The sequence below is a fragment of the Streptomyces sp. DSM 40750 genome (genome assembly GCF_024612035.1).
Classification (GTDB): domain Bacteria; phylum Actinomycetota; class Actinomycetes; order Streptomycetales; family Streptomycetaceae; genus Streptomyces.
The window spans coordinates 1,281,762-1,296,744 of sequence record NZ_CP102513.1 but is presented as its reverse complement, the minus strand read 5'-3'; the positions used below and the strand labels follow the sequence as shown (position 1 = coordinate 1,296,744).

The 14,983-nt window shown below is 70.7% G+C and carries 14 protein-coding genes; 7 read left to right on the top strand and 7 right to left on the bottom strand.

Annotated features, from left to right (window positions below):
- The first annotated feature begins 411 nt into the window (after window positions 1-411).
- Window positions 412-1,098, top strand: coding sequence for a glycoside hydrolase family 75 protein (locus JIX55_RS06025; RefSeq protein ID WP_257562187.1), 687 nt, complete (start codon window positions 412-414; stop codon window positions 1,096-1,098).
- 96 nt (window positions 1,099-1,194) lie between these two features.
- Here the strand turns inward: JIX55_RS06025 and JIX55_RS06020 are convergent, their stop codons facing one another.
- From JIX55_RS06020 to JIX55_RS06005, 4 genes are all read right to left on the bottom strand, one after another.
- Window positions 1,195-1,605 (bottom strand): PTS-dependent dihydroxyacetone kinase phosphotransferase subunit DhaM, encoded by a 411-nt coding sequence (locus tag JIX55_RS06020; RefSeq protein WP_257562186.1) that lies wholly within the window; start codon window positions 1,603-1,605, stop codon window positions 1,195-1,197.
- Window positions 1,598-2,215, bottom strand: coding sequence for a dihydroxyacetone kinase subunit DhaL (gene dhaL / locus JIX55_RS06015; RefSeq protein WP_257562185.1), 618 nt, complete (start codon window positions 2,213-2,215; stop codon window positions 1,598-1,600). The genes JIX55_RS06020 and dhaL overlap by 8 nt, the downstream gene beginning before the upstream one ends.
- Before the next feature lie 60 nt (window positions 2,216-2,275).
- Window positions 2,276-3,268 carry a dihydroxyacetone kinase subunit DhaK gene (dhaK, locus tag JIX55_RS06010; RefSeq protein ID WP_257562184.1) on the bottom strand — a complete coding sequence of 331 codons (993 nt, stop codon included), beginning with the start codon at window positions 3,266-3,268 and terminating at the stop codon, window positions 2,276-2,278.
- 263 nt (window positions 3,269-3,531) lie between these two features.
- Entirely contained in the window at window positions 3,532-4,821 is a 1,290-nt protein-coding gene (locus tag JIX55_RS06005; protein WP_257562183.1) for a cellulase-like family protein, read from the bottom strand.
- 114 nt (window positions 4,822-4,935) lie between these two features.
- On the opposite strand from JIX55_RS06005, the gene JIX55_RS06000 reads away from it, so the two are divergent.
- On the top strand, window positions 4,936-6,984 hold the full coding sequence (locus tag JIX55_RS06000; protein ID WP_257562182.1) for a glycoside hydrolase family 2 protein: 2,049 nt from the start codon (window positions 4,936-4,938) through the stop codon (window positions 6,982-6,984).
- A 37-nt stretch (window positions 6,985-7,021) separates the two neighbouring features.
- Here the strand turns inward: JIX55_RS06000 and JIX55_RS05995 are convergent, their stop codons facing one another.
- The 3 genes from JIX55_RS05995 to JIX55_RS05985 are packed head-to-tail and all read right to left on the bottom strand — an operon-like array spanning window position 7,022 to window position 10,211.
- Window positions 7,022-7,954 (bottom strand): carbohydrate ABC transporter permease, encoded by a 933-nt coding sequence (locus JIX55_RS05995; RefSeq protein WP_443046381.1) that lies wholly within the window; start codon window positions 7,952-7,954, stop codon window positions 7,022-7,024.
- A complete protein-coding gene (locus JIX55_RS05990; RefSeq protein WP_257562181.1) occupies window positions 7,951-8,892 on the bottom strand; it encodes a carbohydrate ABC transporter permease in 942 nt (313 codons plus the stop codon). The genes JIX55_RS05995 and JIX55_RS05990 overlap by 4 nt, the downstream gene beginning before the upstream one ends.
- Window positions 8,889-10,211, bottom strand: a complete 1,323-nt coding sequence (locus JIX55_RS05985) for an ABC transporter substrate-binding protein (RefSeq protein WP_306819986.1) — start codon at window positions 10,209-10,211, stop codon at window positions 8,889-8,891. The genes JIX55_RS05990 and JIX55_RS05985 overlap by 4 nt, the downstream gene beginning before the upstream one ends.
- Before the next feature lie 420 nt (window positions 10,212-10,631).
- Between JIX55_RS05985 and JIX55_RS05980 the strand changes: the two genes are divergently transcribed.
- The 5 genes from JIX55_RS05980 to JIX55_RS05960 all read left to right on the top strand — a co-directional run bounded on the left by JIX55_RS05980 (window position 10,632) and on the right by JIX55_RS05960 (window position 14,973).
- Window positions 10,632-11,375: an SDR family NAD(P)-dependent oxidoreductase gene (locus JIX55_RS05980; protein ID WP_257562179.1), complete on the top strand. Its 744-nt coding sequence runs from the start codon at window positions 10,632-10,634 to the stop codon at window positions 11,373-11,375.
- 64 nt (window positions 11,376-11,439) lie between these two features.
- A complete protein-coding gene (locus JIX55_RS05975; RefSeq protein WP_257562178.1) occupies window positions 11,440-12,183 on the top strand; it encodes a FadR/GntR family transcriptional regulator in 744 nt (247 codons plus the stop codon).
- Window positions 12,180-13,325, top strand: coding sequence for a galactonate dehydratase (dgoD, locus tag JIX55_RS05970; RefSeq protein ID WP_257562177.1), 1,146 nt, complete (start codon window positions 12,180-12,182; stop codon window positions 13,323-13,325). Before JIX55_RS05975 ends, dgoD begins: the two co-directional genes overlap by 4 nt.
- Before the next feature lie 65 nt (window positions 13,326-13,390).
- Window positions 13,391-14,011 carry a bifunctional 4-hydroxy-2-oxoglutarate aldolase/2-dehydro-3-deoxy-phosphogluconate aldolase gene (locus JIX55_RS05965; protein WP_257562176.1) on the top strand — a complete coding sequence of 207 codons (621 nt, stop codon included), beginning with the start codon at window positions 13,391-13,393 and terminating at the stop codon, window positions 14,009-14,011.
- The gene (locus JIX55_RS05960; protein ID WP_443046380.1) at window positions 14,008-14,973 is read left to right on the top strand and encodes a sugar kinase; all 966 of its coding nucleotides are present in this window, start codon (window positions 14,008-14,010) and stop codon (window positions 14,971-14,973) included. Before JIX55_RS05965 ends, JIX55_RS05960 begins: the two co-directional genes overlap by 4 nt.
- Window positions 14,974-14,983 lie beyond the last annotated feature (10 nt).

Here is a 14,983-nt window from a genome sequence, read left to right as displayed (position 1 = left end):
GGCGGGATTGGTCTGCACCTATCCCCATGTATGACATGCGTGACGCGGTCACATCAAGGGGGCGTCCGGAGCGCATGAGCGCCGTTCGGGTGCCCGCCCCGATGCCGGTGGTGGCCCCGACGCAGTTCACGCCACGGTGTCCGGCTACGTATGCTGGTGCTCTGATACGGCGTGAACTCTCTTGCCCCGCAGGTCAGTTCACGCTGTACGGCGCGGGCCGCTGTCGTCGCCGATCCCGCGCCGACGAGAGCGGCCGAGCGGCCGGGGCGAGTTCGGCCCGGGCCCTCGGCCGCGCACCCGCGAGGCGGGCGCCGTGATCCGTCCGGCCCCCTCCCGGTGGCCGACCTCTCCGAACCGCACCAACTTGGGGTGAGTGTCCGTCAGCATCCCCCAGGGAAAGGGTTCCTCATCGTGCGTGTCCGCTCCTTGACGTCGGCCGCCGTCGCCGCCGCCGCCCTGCTGGCCCCCGCCACCCTGCCCGCCCTGGCCCAGCCGCAGCCGTTGATACAGCGTGAGGGCAGCGTGACCGCCGCCGACCTGCTGGCGAAGGTGCGCGACTGCGTCCGGGTGTCGGAGGGGCTCTACCGCAGCGACGCCGACACTCCCGCCGACATCCCCGTCTGCGGTCTCGACGGCGCTGTGTTCTGGAAGGCGGACATGGACATCGACTGCGACGGCCGGCCGAGCCCGCGCTGCAACTCCGACACCGACCCGTGGTTCCAGCCCACGACTGCGTTCCAGCAGTCCGACGGCCGGTATCTCCGCTCCGAGAGCCTGCCGTTCATCGTCGTCCCCGCCCCGAGCGGCACCTGGGACTACGAGGTCCACGGCATCAAGGGCGGTTCGGTCGCCGCAGTCGTCTACGAGGACCAGGTCCAGTACGCCGTCGTCGGCGACACCAGCCCTCAGAACGTCATCGGCGAGGCCTCGTACGCCACGGCCGAGGCCCTCGGTATCCGCCCCGACCCAGGCAGCGGCGGCACCGCCTCCGGCGTCACCTACATCGTCTTCGAGGACTCCCGGGTGAGCCCGATCGAGGACCACGAGGCAGCGGTGGAGCAAGGGGAGAAGCTGGCACGGAAGCTGGTGAAGGGCTAGCGATGCGTGCGGGGGCGCGAGCCGAACGCGCTTTCGGGGCCTGCCGCCTGATGGGGTGGCAGGCCCCGGCACACAAGGGTCACTTGCCCGTCGGGGTCACTCCTTCCGATACGCGTACGCGTCCGAAGCCGCGGCCGCCACCGCCGTGAGGTCCGCGCCCGTCGAGGCCGTGACGACCGCGGCGACGGCACCCTCGACGAACGGGGCGTCGACCAGGCGGGTGTCCGCGGGGAGTTCGTCGCCCTCGGCGAGGAGGGCCTTCACGGTGAGGACCGCGCTGCCGAGATCGGTGAGGACCGCGACCCCGGCGCCCCGGTCGACGGAGGCGGCCGCCGCCGAGATCAGCTCGGCACTGGTGCCCAGGCCGCCGTCCTCGGTGCCGCCCGCCGGGGCGACGGGAACGGCGGCGCCCGCACCCGCCAGTCCCTTCGCCAGCTCCGCGACCGAGGCGGCGACGGCGGCGCTGTGCGACACCAGCACGATGCCGACCAGCTTCTCGTCAGACATCGGCGGCCTCCGGGGCCTCGGCGGCGGTGGCGAGGGCCGCGATCAGCAGCGCTGCGGACGTGGCACCGGGGTCCTGGTGCCCGATGCTCCGCTCGCCGAGGTAGCTGGCCCGGCCCTTGCGGGCCTGCAACGGCGTGGTCGCCAGGGCGCCTTCCTCGGCGGCGGTCCGTGCGGCGGTGAACGACTCGGCGAGCGCGTCCACGGCCGGGACCAGTGAGTCGATCATGGTCTTGTCGCCCGGCGCGGCCCCTCCCAGCGTCATCACCGCGTCGACCCCGGCGCGCAGTGCGTCCGTGAGCTGTTCCTCGCTCACCTCGGCCGTATCGCCGAGCGCCTTGCCGGTACGGCGCAACAGGGTGCCGTACAGCGGACCGGACGCGCCGCCGACGGTCGAGATCAGCTGCCGTCCGGCGAGCACGAGGACGGCGCCGGGCGTGTCCGGCGCCTCCTTCTCCAGCACGGCCGCCACGGCGGTGAACCCGCGGTGCAGATTGCTGCCGTGGTCGGCGTCCCCGATCGGCGAGTCGAGCGCCGTGAGCCGCTCGGCCTCACGCGCCACCGAGGCCGCGGTGGCCGTCATCCAACGACGGAAGAAGTCGGCGTCGAGCACGTAATCTCCTTGCGTGGTACGAGAATTGACTGGCTGCGGGGCGTCGGGACGAGGGTGCCCTCACACACCCCAGCGCAGTCCCGGAGTCTTCACCGGCGCGTCGTACAGTCGCAGTAGCTCCTCGTCGACCTGGCAGAGCGTCACCGAGGCGCCGGCCATGTCGAGCGAGGTGACGTAGTTGCCGACGAGGGTGCGGGCCACGGCGACCCCGCGCTCGGTGAGAACGCGCTGCACCTCCGCGTTGAAGCCGTACAGCTCCAGCAGCGGTGTCGCGCCCATGCCGTTGACGAGCAGCAGCACCGGGTTGCGCGGGTGCATGTCCTCCAGGAGGGCGTGCACCGAGAAGTCGGCGATCTCGCGAGAGGTCATCATCGCGCGCCGCTCACGCCCCGGCTCACCGTGGATGCCCACTCCCAACTCCAGCTCTCCGGCGGGGAGATCGAAGGTCGGGCTCCCCTTGGCCGGTGTGGTGCAGGCGCTGAGGGCCACGCCGAAGCTGCGGGAGTTCTCATTGACCTGCCGGGCCAACGCCTCGACCCGCTCCAACGGCTGCCCCTCCTCGGCGGCTGCCCCCGCGATCTTCTCCACGAACAGGGTCGCCCCCGTGCCACGCCGCCCGGCGGTGTAGAGACTGTCGGTCACGGCCACGTCGTCGTTGACGAGCACCTTGGCGATCTGGATGCCCTCGTCCTCGGCGAGTTCGGCCGCCATGTCGAAGTTCAGCACGTCGCCGGTGTAGTTCTTCACGATGAACAAGACCCCGGCCCCGCTGTCGACGGCCGCCGCCGCCCGCACCATCTGGTCCGGCACGGGCGACGTGAACACCTCACCGGGACAGGCCGCCGACAGCATCCCGGGCCCCACGAACCCACCGTGCAACGGCTCGTGCCCCGAGCCACCCCCGGACACCAGCCCCACCTTCCCGGCCACCGGCGCGTCCCGCCGCACCACCACCCGGTTCTCCACGTCCACCGTCAACTCGGGATGCGCGGCCGCCATACCTCGCAACGCATCCGCGACTACGGTCTCCGCGACGTTGATCAGCATCTTCATGGGTACCTCCTGGTGGAACGACCTGGACTCGCTCAATGTCGGCGTCGCATCTGGTGGAAGTATCGACCTTGCGGCCGCGAAGGTCACGAGCGTGGGTGCTCATGGATGCGTCCCGGCGCAGTCAGACTGTGTTCATGGGCCGGGACGACAATCCTGCATCAGTACGTCGTGGCGCACCTGCCCCTGCCGGCCGGTGTCCCGTCTTACGCGCCGATGGTGCCGACGGCTCGCCGCCTCTGCTCCGGGCTGTCGCAGGAGCGGGTTCAGACCGCGGTGACGCGGGCGTTCACCCGTCGCATCCAGTCCTGGTCGGTGTGCCACATGGGGTGGTGCGGGGCCGCGTTCGATGTCAGGACGACGCCATGGAAACCCGCCGCGAGGCAGCGGTCGACGACGAACTCCGCGAGGTCCTTGCCGACGGCGTCCTCTTCGAAGCGCGTCAGGAGAGGGGTGTATCCCACCACGCCTTCACCGAGGACGGCCGGGATGCCTCGGCGGCGGGCGAAGCCGGCGACGGAGTCGACCCACTGGGCCAGCGTCTCCCGCATGGCCTCGCGGTGCGCCGGATAGTTCTCGTAGAGCCACAGGTCCCAGCGGTCGGGGTCAACCCAGTCGTGCGCGTAGAACAGTTCGCGCGGGATTCCCGTGGCCGCCAGCCGCCAGGGCTCGTCCGGCTGGTAGTCGGCGAAGGCGGGTGCGTCGGTGCGCAGCATGCGGGCCAGTTCGGGGGTGGGCCACCCGGCTGTCTCGGGCGCCGGTTCGGTGCCGTGCCCGAGTCCCACCGCCTCGTAGAGCGCGCCGAGGACGCCGTAGACGTAGAAGTGGAAGTGCGCGATCTGCGCCCCGTCCGCCAGGTCGTCGAGTTCGCTGGGCCACGGCTCGCCCAGCGAGTAGGTCACGGGGATGTCGGGGTGGCGGCTCCGCAACAGCTTCGCGGCGCGTTCGAGGGGTCCGCGCAGCCGGGCGTAGTGCGTCGTCGTGCCGTCGCCCGGCACGAGGGAGCAGTTGTCGACCTCGTTGTGCACTTCGACGTAGGCGACGCGGTCGGCCAATCCACGCTCGGTGAGGAAGTCCAGCAACCCGGCGAGTCCTTCGGCCACCGCCTCGGCGCGGTCCGGGCCGGGAACCTCGGCCAGGGCGCGGTGCCAGACGTCCGTGTCGGCGAAGCTGGGGGACTGCTGGTACTCCCACGAGGACACGATCACCCTGCAGTCGTGCCGGGCCGCCGCCTCGAACAGCTCGACGAGCCGTCGGCGGCCGTCCAGCGGGTAGCCGCCGCGCACGTTGTACCAGCGGGTGCGCTGTCCGAACTGCTCGCCGAGGCCACGGACCTGGACTGACTCCGGGTCGGGGACGCGTCCGGAGAACAGCAGGAAGGGCATGGCGCAGACGCGCACGGTGTTGAACCCCCGCTCCACCGCCTCGGCGAAGGCACGGTCGAGGTCGGCGAAGGGCTCGCCGGGTCCCGCCTGGGTGTACCAGCTGAAGTCCCACAGGGTGATGGCGAGTCGGCTCGTGGTCTCGCCCGTCGTTGCTTGCTGCTGTGCGGTCATGAGATCACGCTAGCCCACAATTCATTATTTATGAATAATCCTTGACAGGGTTGGTAGGGGTCTCCAGGCTCTTGGGGCGAACGAACACCCGCGAGACTCAAGGAGCCCACCGCTGTGAGCGAACCCACCCACCCGTCCCGGCGTACCGTCGTCACGGCACTCGGCGCGGCCGGCTTCGTCGCCCTGCCGGCCTGGCCGGAGACGGCGCGGGCGGCGGACGGTACGGCGACGGCCGCCGCGGACGGCCCGGTGCTCGACACGCACCCGGCCACCGAGCCTTCCGGCACCCACGTGCGTGATGTCGAGGGCACCAACGTCGTCTTCCAGTACGGCGCGGTGCTCCCCGCCTTCGACGGCTGGCGCACCCGTGAGCCGACCCGCGAGTACCTGTCCCTGGACCGGCGGTGGCGCTTCCGCTTCGACCCAGGCAACCAGGGGCTCGGCGAAGGCTGGCAGTCCCCGCGCTTCGACGACAGGGCGTGGGGCCTCATCGACGTGCCGTCGGCCTGGGACCTGCTGGACACTCCCGGATTCGGCTCGGAGACCGCCCCCTTCGGCAGGGGCACGGCGTTCGCCGACGGCTACGCCTGGTACCGCACCGCCGTCGACGTTCCCGGATCCTGGCGGGCCCGGCACGTACGCATGGCCTTCCTGGCCGCCGGCTACAGCGCCGAGGTCTGGCTCGACGGCACGTATCTCGGCAAGCACGAGGGGGCCAACTCTCCCTTCGCGCTTCCGGTGGCGGGGGCGCTCCGGCCGGGAACGCGTCAGACGATCGCGGTGCGGGTCTTCCGCAGGGCGAGCTACACGGACTACGCGGACTCGACTCCGCAGCCGGTCACCGACGACCACGAGGTGCCGTACAAGCCCGTCGACCACTGGCCCTACGCGGGGCTGACCCGCTCGGCCTGGATCGAGGCGGTCCCGCAGGTCACCATCGCCAAACTGCTCGTGGCCGGCGCGGACGGGCGAATCGAGGCACGGGCGGTCGTCGAGAACCACGGCGCATCCGACTTCGACGGCTTTCTCGCCCTGGATCCCGGCCGGGGGAGCGGCGGCCGTCCCACCGTGGTCGAGGCCCGTATCGCGGCCCGGTCGGCCGGTGTCGTACGCGTCTCGGTCCACGCACCCCGCGCTCCACGATGGAGTCCGGCCTCGCCGCGCACGCTCACCGCCCGCGCCACCCTGACCGCCGGGAAGCCCTCAGGCCCGCGCGTGGACACGCTGTCCACCGTGTACGGCGTGCGTGAACTGACCGTAGGCGACGCGCAGTTGCGGCTGGACGACCAGCCTCTGTTTCTCAAGGGCCTCAACTGGCACGAGGAGACGGCCGAGCACGGCAGGGCGATGACGCCGGCCGCGTACGACCGGGAACTGGGCCACATCACGGCGGTGGGCGCCAACTTCATCCGTAACTGTGTCTACAACCGGCACCCGTACGTCTACGACTGGGCGGACGAGCACGGCGTGCTGGTGATGGACGACATCGACACCATGTGGCTCAACACCGCCCAGGAAAAACTGCAGACCGAGCGGTACGGCCTCGCCCGGGCCCTGGCCCTGACGATGGCGTGGAACCAGCACAACCACCCGTCGGTGATCCTCTGGGGCCTGCAGAACGAGTCGGAGATCGACGCCGACGGCGCTCCGGTCTACCGGGCCTGGCTCGCCGACCTCAAGGCGGCGGTGAAGTCGGTCGACCTCACCGCCCGCCCCGTGACCTGGGCCTCCAGCACCAGCAATGACCCCGCCTTCGACCTCGCCGACGTGATCGGGTTCAACGAGTACTTCGGCTACTTCTACGGCCAGGACGCCGACCTTGGCCCCACTCTGGACGCGGTGCACGCGAAGTACCCCGACAAGCCGATCCTGATCACCGAGAACGGCACCTGGTCGCTGGCCGGCAACCACGGCCCCAGCACCACGGAGGGTACGGAGGAGTGGCAGGCGGCCCGCTTCACCGCCCACTGGACACAGGTGGTCGCGCGCGGTGCGTTCGTCGCCGGTTTCACCTACTGGGTCCTCAAGGACTACAAGCAGCGGGCCGGATACAACCAGGACTACAACGGTATTTCCGTGATGGGCCTGCTCACCTTCGGGGAGGAGCGGCCCAAGCTCGTCCACGAGGAGTTCCGCAAGGCGGCCGGTCCGAAAGGCAGGTGACCCCCCAGCGCGGGAGAGGGCGCCCCGCTCCCGGGCTTCAGCCCTTGACGCTGCCCTGGGTCAGGCCGGACCGCCAGTAGCGCTGGAGGAAGAGCATCGCGGCGGCCAGGGGGAGGATCGACAGGAACGCGCCGCCGATCGTGAGCTGGTAGAGCTCGGGAGTGCGCTGGGCCGCCGTCTGCCAGGTGGTGAGACCCAGGGTGATGGGGTACTTGCGGTCGTCGGAGAGCATGACCAGCGGCAGGAAGTAGTTGTTCCAGATGCCGACGAACTGGAAGAGGAAGACCGTCACCAGCGCGGGTGTCATGGTGCGCAGCGCGAGGGTGCCGAAGATCCGCCACTCGCCGGCGCCGTCGACGCGGGCCGCCTCCAGCATCTCGGCCGGCACCGCGGCCTCCGCGTAGATCCGGCACAGGTACACCCCGAACGGGCTGACCATGCTGGGGATCAGCACGGCCCAGTGGGTGTTGGCCAGTCCCGCCTTGCTGAACAGCAGGTACATCGGCAGGGCGAGCGTGGTGCTGGGGAGCAGCACACCGGCGAGTACGACCTTGAAGACGGCCTCCCGTCCGCGGAAGCGGTAGACGGCGAGGGCGTATCCGGCGGCACCCGCGAGCAGGGTGGCCAGCGCACCGCCCACCCCTGCGTACAGGACGCTGTTCCAGGTCCAGCTCCAGAAGATGCCGTCGGCGTAGGAGAAGACGTTCGAGAGGTTGTGCAGCCACTGCGGGTCGGAGAACCACAGCCCGAAGGTGCCGAAGAGGTCGGCGCTGCTCTTGGTGGAGGCCACCACCAGCCAGTAGACGGGCAGCAGGAAGTACAGGGCCGCGACGGTCAGCAGCGCGACCAGAAGGACCCGCGAGGGCTTCACCCCACGGCGCGGTCTGCCGTCACGGCGTTCTCCGGCGGCCCGTGGAGCGGGGGCGGAGGCGGATACCGGCTTCTTGACGTGGGGTGTGGACACGCTCACCGTGCATCCCTTTCCTTGCGGTTCACCAGGCTGAGGAAGCCGAAGGACAGCACGCTCGCCACCAGGGCGAGGAGCACCGACTCGGCCGCGGCCAGGTAGATGTTGTTGTTGGCGAACGCCTCGTTGTAGGCGCTCAGGTTCGGTGTGTACGAATTGGTGACCGTCGAGGTCAGCGGCTTGATGACCAGCGGTTCGGCGAACAGCTGCAGCGTGCCGATGATGGAGAACACGCCGGTGAGCACGAGGGCCGGCCGGGCGAGTGGCAGCTTGATCCGGATCGCCGTCTGCCAGGGGCTCGCCCCGTCGATGCGGGCGGCCTCGTAGAGCTCCTGGGGGATCGCCTTGAGCTGGGCGACGATCACCAGCATGTTGTAGCCGGCGAACTCCCAGATCACGATGTTGGCGATGGACCACAGCACGTTGTCGTAGCCGAGGAAGTCGGGCGCGAGACCGGCCTTGCCGAGCAGTTCGACGACCGGACTCACACCGGGCACGTACAGAAAGCCCCACAGGATCGAGGCGATGACGCCGGGGACGCCGTACGGCAGGAAGTAGGCGGCGCGCATGATGCCCGCCCAGCGGTGGGAGAGCGTGTCGAGCGCCAGCGCCAGCCCGGTGGACAGCAGCAGCATCACCGGGATCTGTACGAGGCCGAAGAGCAGCACCCGCGCGAAGCTCTCCAGGAAGGCCGACTGCCGCAGGGCGAGGGTGTAGTTGTCCAGCCCGGCGAAACCGAGAGTGGCCGGGCCCAGGCCCAGCGGGCCGGAGCGGACGGGTGTGAGCAGGCTCTGGTAGACCGCGTAGCCGAGCGGGAGGACGAAGGTGAAAAGGAAGAGGGCGACGAAGGGGAGCAGGAACCCCCATGCCGCCCGGTCGGGGCGAGCGGAGCGCCGGCCGCCCGGTGCGGACGTCGTCGTCCGGTTGCTCGTGGTGCTCATCGCGCGCTCCTCGCCTTCAGGCCCTTGGCCAGCAGGTTGTCCACGGTGCTCTGCTGACCGTCGGCCAGCGCCCCGGCGAGGCTGTCGTCTCCGGCGAGGGCGGCACCGAAGGCGTCCTGGAGCTGGGCGAAGTCGGCGTCCGTGGTGGGGGACCACTTCCAGGAGGTGTCGATGGCCCGGTCGGACGCGGTGAACACGTCGTTGTAGCGCTGTCCGCCGAAGAACGGGTCGGGCTTGTCGAGTGCCGATCCGCGGAAGACGCCGGCTGCGGAGGGCCAGCCGTAGCCGACGGAGATGTTCAGGTCGACGGCCCGGCGGTCGGTGTTGATCCAGTGCGCGAACTGCAGCGCCTCACGCGGGTGGCGGCTGCCCTGGAGGATCGCGGTGGACGATCCGCCCCAGTTGGCCGAGGCCTTCTGTCCTGCCTCCCACTGGGGCAGCAGGGCGACCCGCCACTTTCCCGCGGTATCGGGTGCGTTGCCGCGCAGCAGGGCGTCGCCCCACTGCGGTCCGACCCAGGCGGCGATCTTTCCGGTCTGGACGTGCTTGTACCAGGCGCTGGACATGTCGGGTTCGACGAAGACGAGGTCGTCGCGGACCATCCGCTCCCAGTAGTCCGCGACCTCGCGGGAGAGATCGTCTTCCATGTCGACGACCCAGGTGTCGTCCTCGGTGCGCACCCACCGTGCGCTGCGCTGCCAGCACATCGCGGCGAACCAGGTGGGCTGGTTGGGCGCGAACGCGCACAGCCTGGCCCCGTTGCCGCGGGCCTTCACCACGCGGGCGGCGTCCTCGAACTCGGCCCAGGTGGTGGGCGTTTCGATGCCCCACTTCGCGAAGAGGTCCCGGCGGTGGAAGAGCCCCATCGGGCCGGACGCCTGCGGGACGGTGTAGACCCGCCCGTTGAAGACGCCCTGCTGCCACTGCCACGGCACATAGCTGTCGCGCAGCTCGTCGGCACCGTATTCGCTCAGGTCCGTCAGGCCGTTGACCAGCATGAAGCCGGGAAGCTCGTGATACTCGACCTGTGCCACGTCGGGAGGGTTCCCGGCCGTCAGCGAGGAGTGCATCTTCTGGTAGCCGCCCTGCACGCTCGCGGGGATGGTCTGCATCTCGACCTGGATGTCGGGGTGCGTGCGGTTCCACAGGTCGACGGTCTTCTGCATCGGCACCCAGGTCCAGAAGACGAGCTCGACCTTCTGGCCGCGGCGCGTGGATGCCTGCCGGGTCGTGCGGGCGGCTCCGACGGTCTGGCCGCAGGCGGTGAGGGCCGGAAGCGCGGCCAGTGACCCGGCCGCCCCGGCACCCCACCGGAGCACAGACCTCCGCGAGGGTGGTGAAGTATTCATACATGTCCCTTGTGTTCGTTTGTCTGCGGCTCGATCGCTGGTCTACGGCTTGACCAGTACGGCTACTCCGGCTCCCGGCGGCGTGACGCGGTCGGTGGGAGCCGTCCCCCGGACCAGGGCGTCGGTCATCGGCTCGGGCGACCTGACCTCGACCTCTTCGTGACCGTGGTTCAGCAGGAAGCCGGCTACCCGGCCAGCGGCCCGGAGCCGAAGTCGGCCACCGGCCGCGCCCCTTCGGACAGGACGACCTCCGACCACAGGTCGGCGCATGCCGGTCAGTCTTGGAGCGCCACGGTCCCCTCGTCAAGATATATTCATTATTAATTGAAAGAGGTAGGGTGGGTGCAGGCATCGGATGGGGAGACGCACGGGATGACGGAATGTCGCAGGATGGCGGAGCGCGTCGCGGTGATCACCGGCGCCGCGCACGGAATCGGTGCGGCCACGGCTCGCCGACTCGCGGCCGAGGGCGCGACCGTCGTGGTCACGGACGTGGACGACACGGCGGGCAAGGCGGTCGCGGCAGGCATCGCGGACAGTGGAGGCCGCGCGGAGTACGTGCGCTGCGACGTGACCTCGGCCGCCGACTGGGAGCACCTGGCCCGCCACGTCGACGAGCGTCACGGTCGGCTGGACGTGCTGCACAGCAACGCCTTCGCCCAGCTGAACAGGCCCGCGCACGAACTGAGCGAGGCCGAGTGGGACGGCCAGATGGCCGTGCTGCTCAAGCCGGCCTGGCGGGCGATGAAGACCTTCGCGGCCATGCTGCGCGAGACATCGGGGTCCGTCGTCCTCACCTCCTCGGTGCACGCGGTCATCGGCCTGCCGGGCCATGCCGCATACGCCGCGGCGAAAGGTGCGCTGTGCTCCCTGGGGCGGCAGTTGGCCGTCGAGTACGGGCCGGACATCCGGGTCAACACGGTGCTGCCCGGCCCCATCCTCACCGCCGCGTGGGAAGGGATCCCGGAGTCCGACCGGGCGCGCAGTGTGGCGGCCACGGCGGCCAAGCGGTTCGGGCAGCCGGAGGAGGTGGCCGCCGCCGTAGCCTTCCTGGCATCGCCGGACGCCTCCTATGTGACCGGAGCGAGCCTCGTGGTCGATGGAGGATGGAGCGTCATGAAGGAGTCCTCGTGAGGGGCACACCATGCGGTGGGCCGTGCGTGGCCTCCCCGAACAGGACTGAGCGGAAACGGAGAACATGGTGACCCATCCCGGTAAGGGGCTGCACGGCCAGGCCGTGGAGGAGTTGGGCCGGCGCATCATCCGCGGCGACTACCCCCCGGGCTCCGTGGTGGACCCGATCAAGTTCGAGACAGAGCTCGGCGTCAGCAAGACCGTGGTGCGCGAGGCGATGCGCGTGCTGGCGTCCAAGGGTCTGCTGGAGTCGAAGCAGAAGCGCGGTACGACCATCCGGCCCCGCGCCGACTGGAACCTGCTCGACAGCGACCTGCTGCGCTGGCAGGGCAGCAGCGCTCCCACCGACGGTTTCCTGGAAGACCTCGCCGAGGTCCGCGCCATAGTCGAGCCCGCCGGAGCACGGCTCGCCGCGACCCGGCGCACCGCAGCCGACCTGGACGCGATGCGGCAGGCGCTCGACGCGATGGCGGCGGCGGGCACGGACGCGGACGCGATGGTCGAGGCGGACCTGGCCTTCCACCGCGCCCTGCTGGACGCCGCCCACAACGAACTGCTGAGCCGCATGGAGGTCGTCATCGAGGCCGGTCTGCGGGTGCGCGACCGGATCGTGCACGGCGCCCGGCACTTCTCCGACTCCATCCCCGTGCACCGGGAACTGCTGGACGCGGTCGAAGCGGGCGCCCCGGACGCCGCCGTGGCCGCCGTCGAGTCGCTCCTGGCGCAGGCGTCCGACGACCTGGCAGCCGTACGGGCGAGGGCGGACGACGACGTCGCGACCGATACGCTGCCGAAGGAAGTTACTTGAAAATAACCGGACTTGAGACGTTTCTCGTCGCGCCGCGCTGGCTGTTCCTGCGCATCGCCACCGACGAGGGCATCACCGGCTGGGGAGAGCCCGTGATCGAGGGCCGCGCCGAGACCGTACGGGCGGCAGTCCACGAACTGTCCGACTACCTCGTAGGCCGGGACCCGCTGCGCATCGAGGACCACTGGCAGGTGCTCACCAAGGGCGGCTTCTACCGGGGCGGCCCCATCCTCTCCAGCGCCGTCGCCGGCATCGACCAGGCCCTGTGGGACATCGCCGGCAAGACCTACGGCGTCCCGGTGCACCGCCTCCTCGGCGGCCCCGTACGGGACCGCGTCCGGATGTACGCCTGGATCGGCGGAGACCGCCCGAGCGACGTGGCGGAGCTCGCCGAGGAACAGCTGAAGGCGGGCTTCACCGCCGTGAAGATGAACGCCTCGGCCGAACTCGCCCCGATCGACACCCCGGCCCGCACCGCCCAGGTCGTCGAACGCGTCGCGGCCGTCCGCGAAGTGCTGGGCGACGAGCGGGACATCGCCGTCGACTTCCACGGCCGGGCCTCCACCGCCATGTCACGCCGCCTGCTGCCCCTGCTGGAGCCGCTGCACCCGCTGTTCGTCGAGGAACCCGTCCTGCCGGAACACTCGGGCCATCTGCGCGGCCTGGCCGAGTCCACGAGCATTCCGCTCGCCACCGGCGAACGCCTCTACTCCCGCTGGGACTTCCGCGAGGTCATGACCAGCGGCATCGCCGTCGCCCAGCCCGACCTGTCGCACGCCGGCGGCATCTCCGAGGTCCGCCGCATCGCGGCCATGGCCGAAACATACGACGTCGCCCTGGCCCCCCACTGCCCCCTCGGCCCGATCGCCCTGGCCGCCAGCCTGCAGATCGCCTTCTCCGTACCGAACTTCCTCATCCAGGAACAGAGCATGGGCATCCACTACAACCAGCAGTGCGACCTGCTGGAGTACGTGATGGATCCCGAACCCTTCCGTTTCGACGGCGGTTACGCCGTCGCGCACTCCCGCCCGGGTCTCGGCGTCGAGATCGACGAGAAGGCGGTACGCCGCGCGGCAGAGACCGGACATCGCTGGCGCAACCCCGTATGGCGGGGAGCAGACGGTGCGTTCACCGAATGGTGACCACGCTCGGGCCCGACGGCCACCGCCCCCCCCCGCACCTCACGCCGAAAGAGAGCCCGCTCCCAATGAATCTGGTGGAATCGCTCCGAGCCCACCGCCTGCTGGCGATCGTGCGCGGCACGGATCCCGCCGCGGCACTGCGCACCGTACTCACCCTCGCCGAGGAGGGCATCCCGGCCGTCGAGGTCTCACTGACCACCGCCGACGCCCTGACCGTGATCAGGCAGGCGCGCACCGAACTGGGCTCGGAGGCGCTGCTCGGCGCCGGAACCGTGCGCTCGGCCGCGGACGCCGCCCGCGCCATGGACGCCGGAGCGTCGTACCTCGTCACCCCGGCACTGGTCGACGGGCTGGAACCGTACGGCATACCCGTGCTGATGGGAGCCCTGACGCCGACCGAGATCGAAGGCGCCCTCGCACGGGGCGCCGACGCGATCAAACTCTTCCCCGGCTCCCTCGGCGGCCCCGGCTATCTGCGGGCCCTGCGCGGCCCGTTCCCCGACGTTCCCTTCGTGCCCGTCGGCGGGGTGGACGCGCAGGCGGCCCGCGACTATCTGGACCGCGGCGCCATCGCCGTCGGCGTCGGCTCACCACTCGTCGGTGACGCGGCCGACGGCGGCGACCTGAACCAACTCCGCGCCCGCGCAGCGGAGTTCCTCAAGGTGGCCGCAGGGGAGACGCCGTGACGACACCGGCCCCGCCCGACGTGGTGACCTTCGGCGAGACGATGGCGGCGCTCCGGGCCGGCGGTGCGCTGCGGCTGGGCGGCAGTCTCGGCCTGTCCGTCGCGGGAGCCGAGTCCAATGTCGCGATCGGTCTCGCCCGGCTCGGGCACCGGGTGCGCTGGGCCGGCCGGGTCGGCGCGGACGAACTCGGCGCGCTGGTCCTGCGCACGCTGCGCGCCGAGGGCATCGACACCAGCCACGCGGTGACCGACGACACCGGCCGGCCCACGGGACTGCTGCTGACCGAACCCCGCCTGGGCACTCTGACCCGCGTCAGCTACTACCGTGCCGGTTCGGCCGGTTCGGCCGTCTCACCGGCCGACGTGCTGCCCGCGCTCGACTCCGGTACCCGCATCCTGCATCTGACCGGCATCACCCCGGCGCTCGGTCCATCAGCGGCCGAGGCCGCCCTGGCCGCCGCCACCAACGCTCACGACGCCGGCATCACCGTATGCCTCGACGTCAACTACCGCTCCCGGCTGTGGACCGCGGACCGCGCCCGCACCGTCCTACGTCCGCTGCTGTCACACACCGACGTGCTCATAGCCTCCGAGGACGAGCTGCCGCTGGCGCTGGAACGGCCGGGCGCGGATGAGGCCGAGGCCGTGCACGGTGTCCTGGCCGAAGGCGTCACAGAGGTGGTCGTCAAGCGTGGCGCACGCGGCGCGACGGCCTTCACCGTCGACGGGGCGAGCGACTGCCCAGCGCGACAGATCGACGCCGTCGACCTGGTCGGCGCAGGCGACGCCTTCGTGGCCGGATACCTGTCCGGACTCCTGGGCGGCGCGGACATACCCGCCCGTCTGCACCGAGCGGTCACCACCGCGGCCTTCGCCGTCGCCACCCGAGGCGACTGGGAGGGCCTGCCGACGCAGGACGAACTCGGCCTGTTGGACCAGCCGGACGGCACGACACTTCGCTGAGACCCAGGAG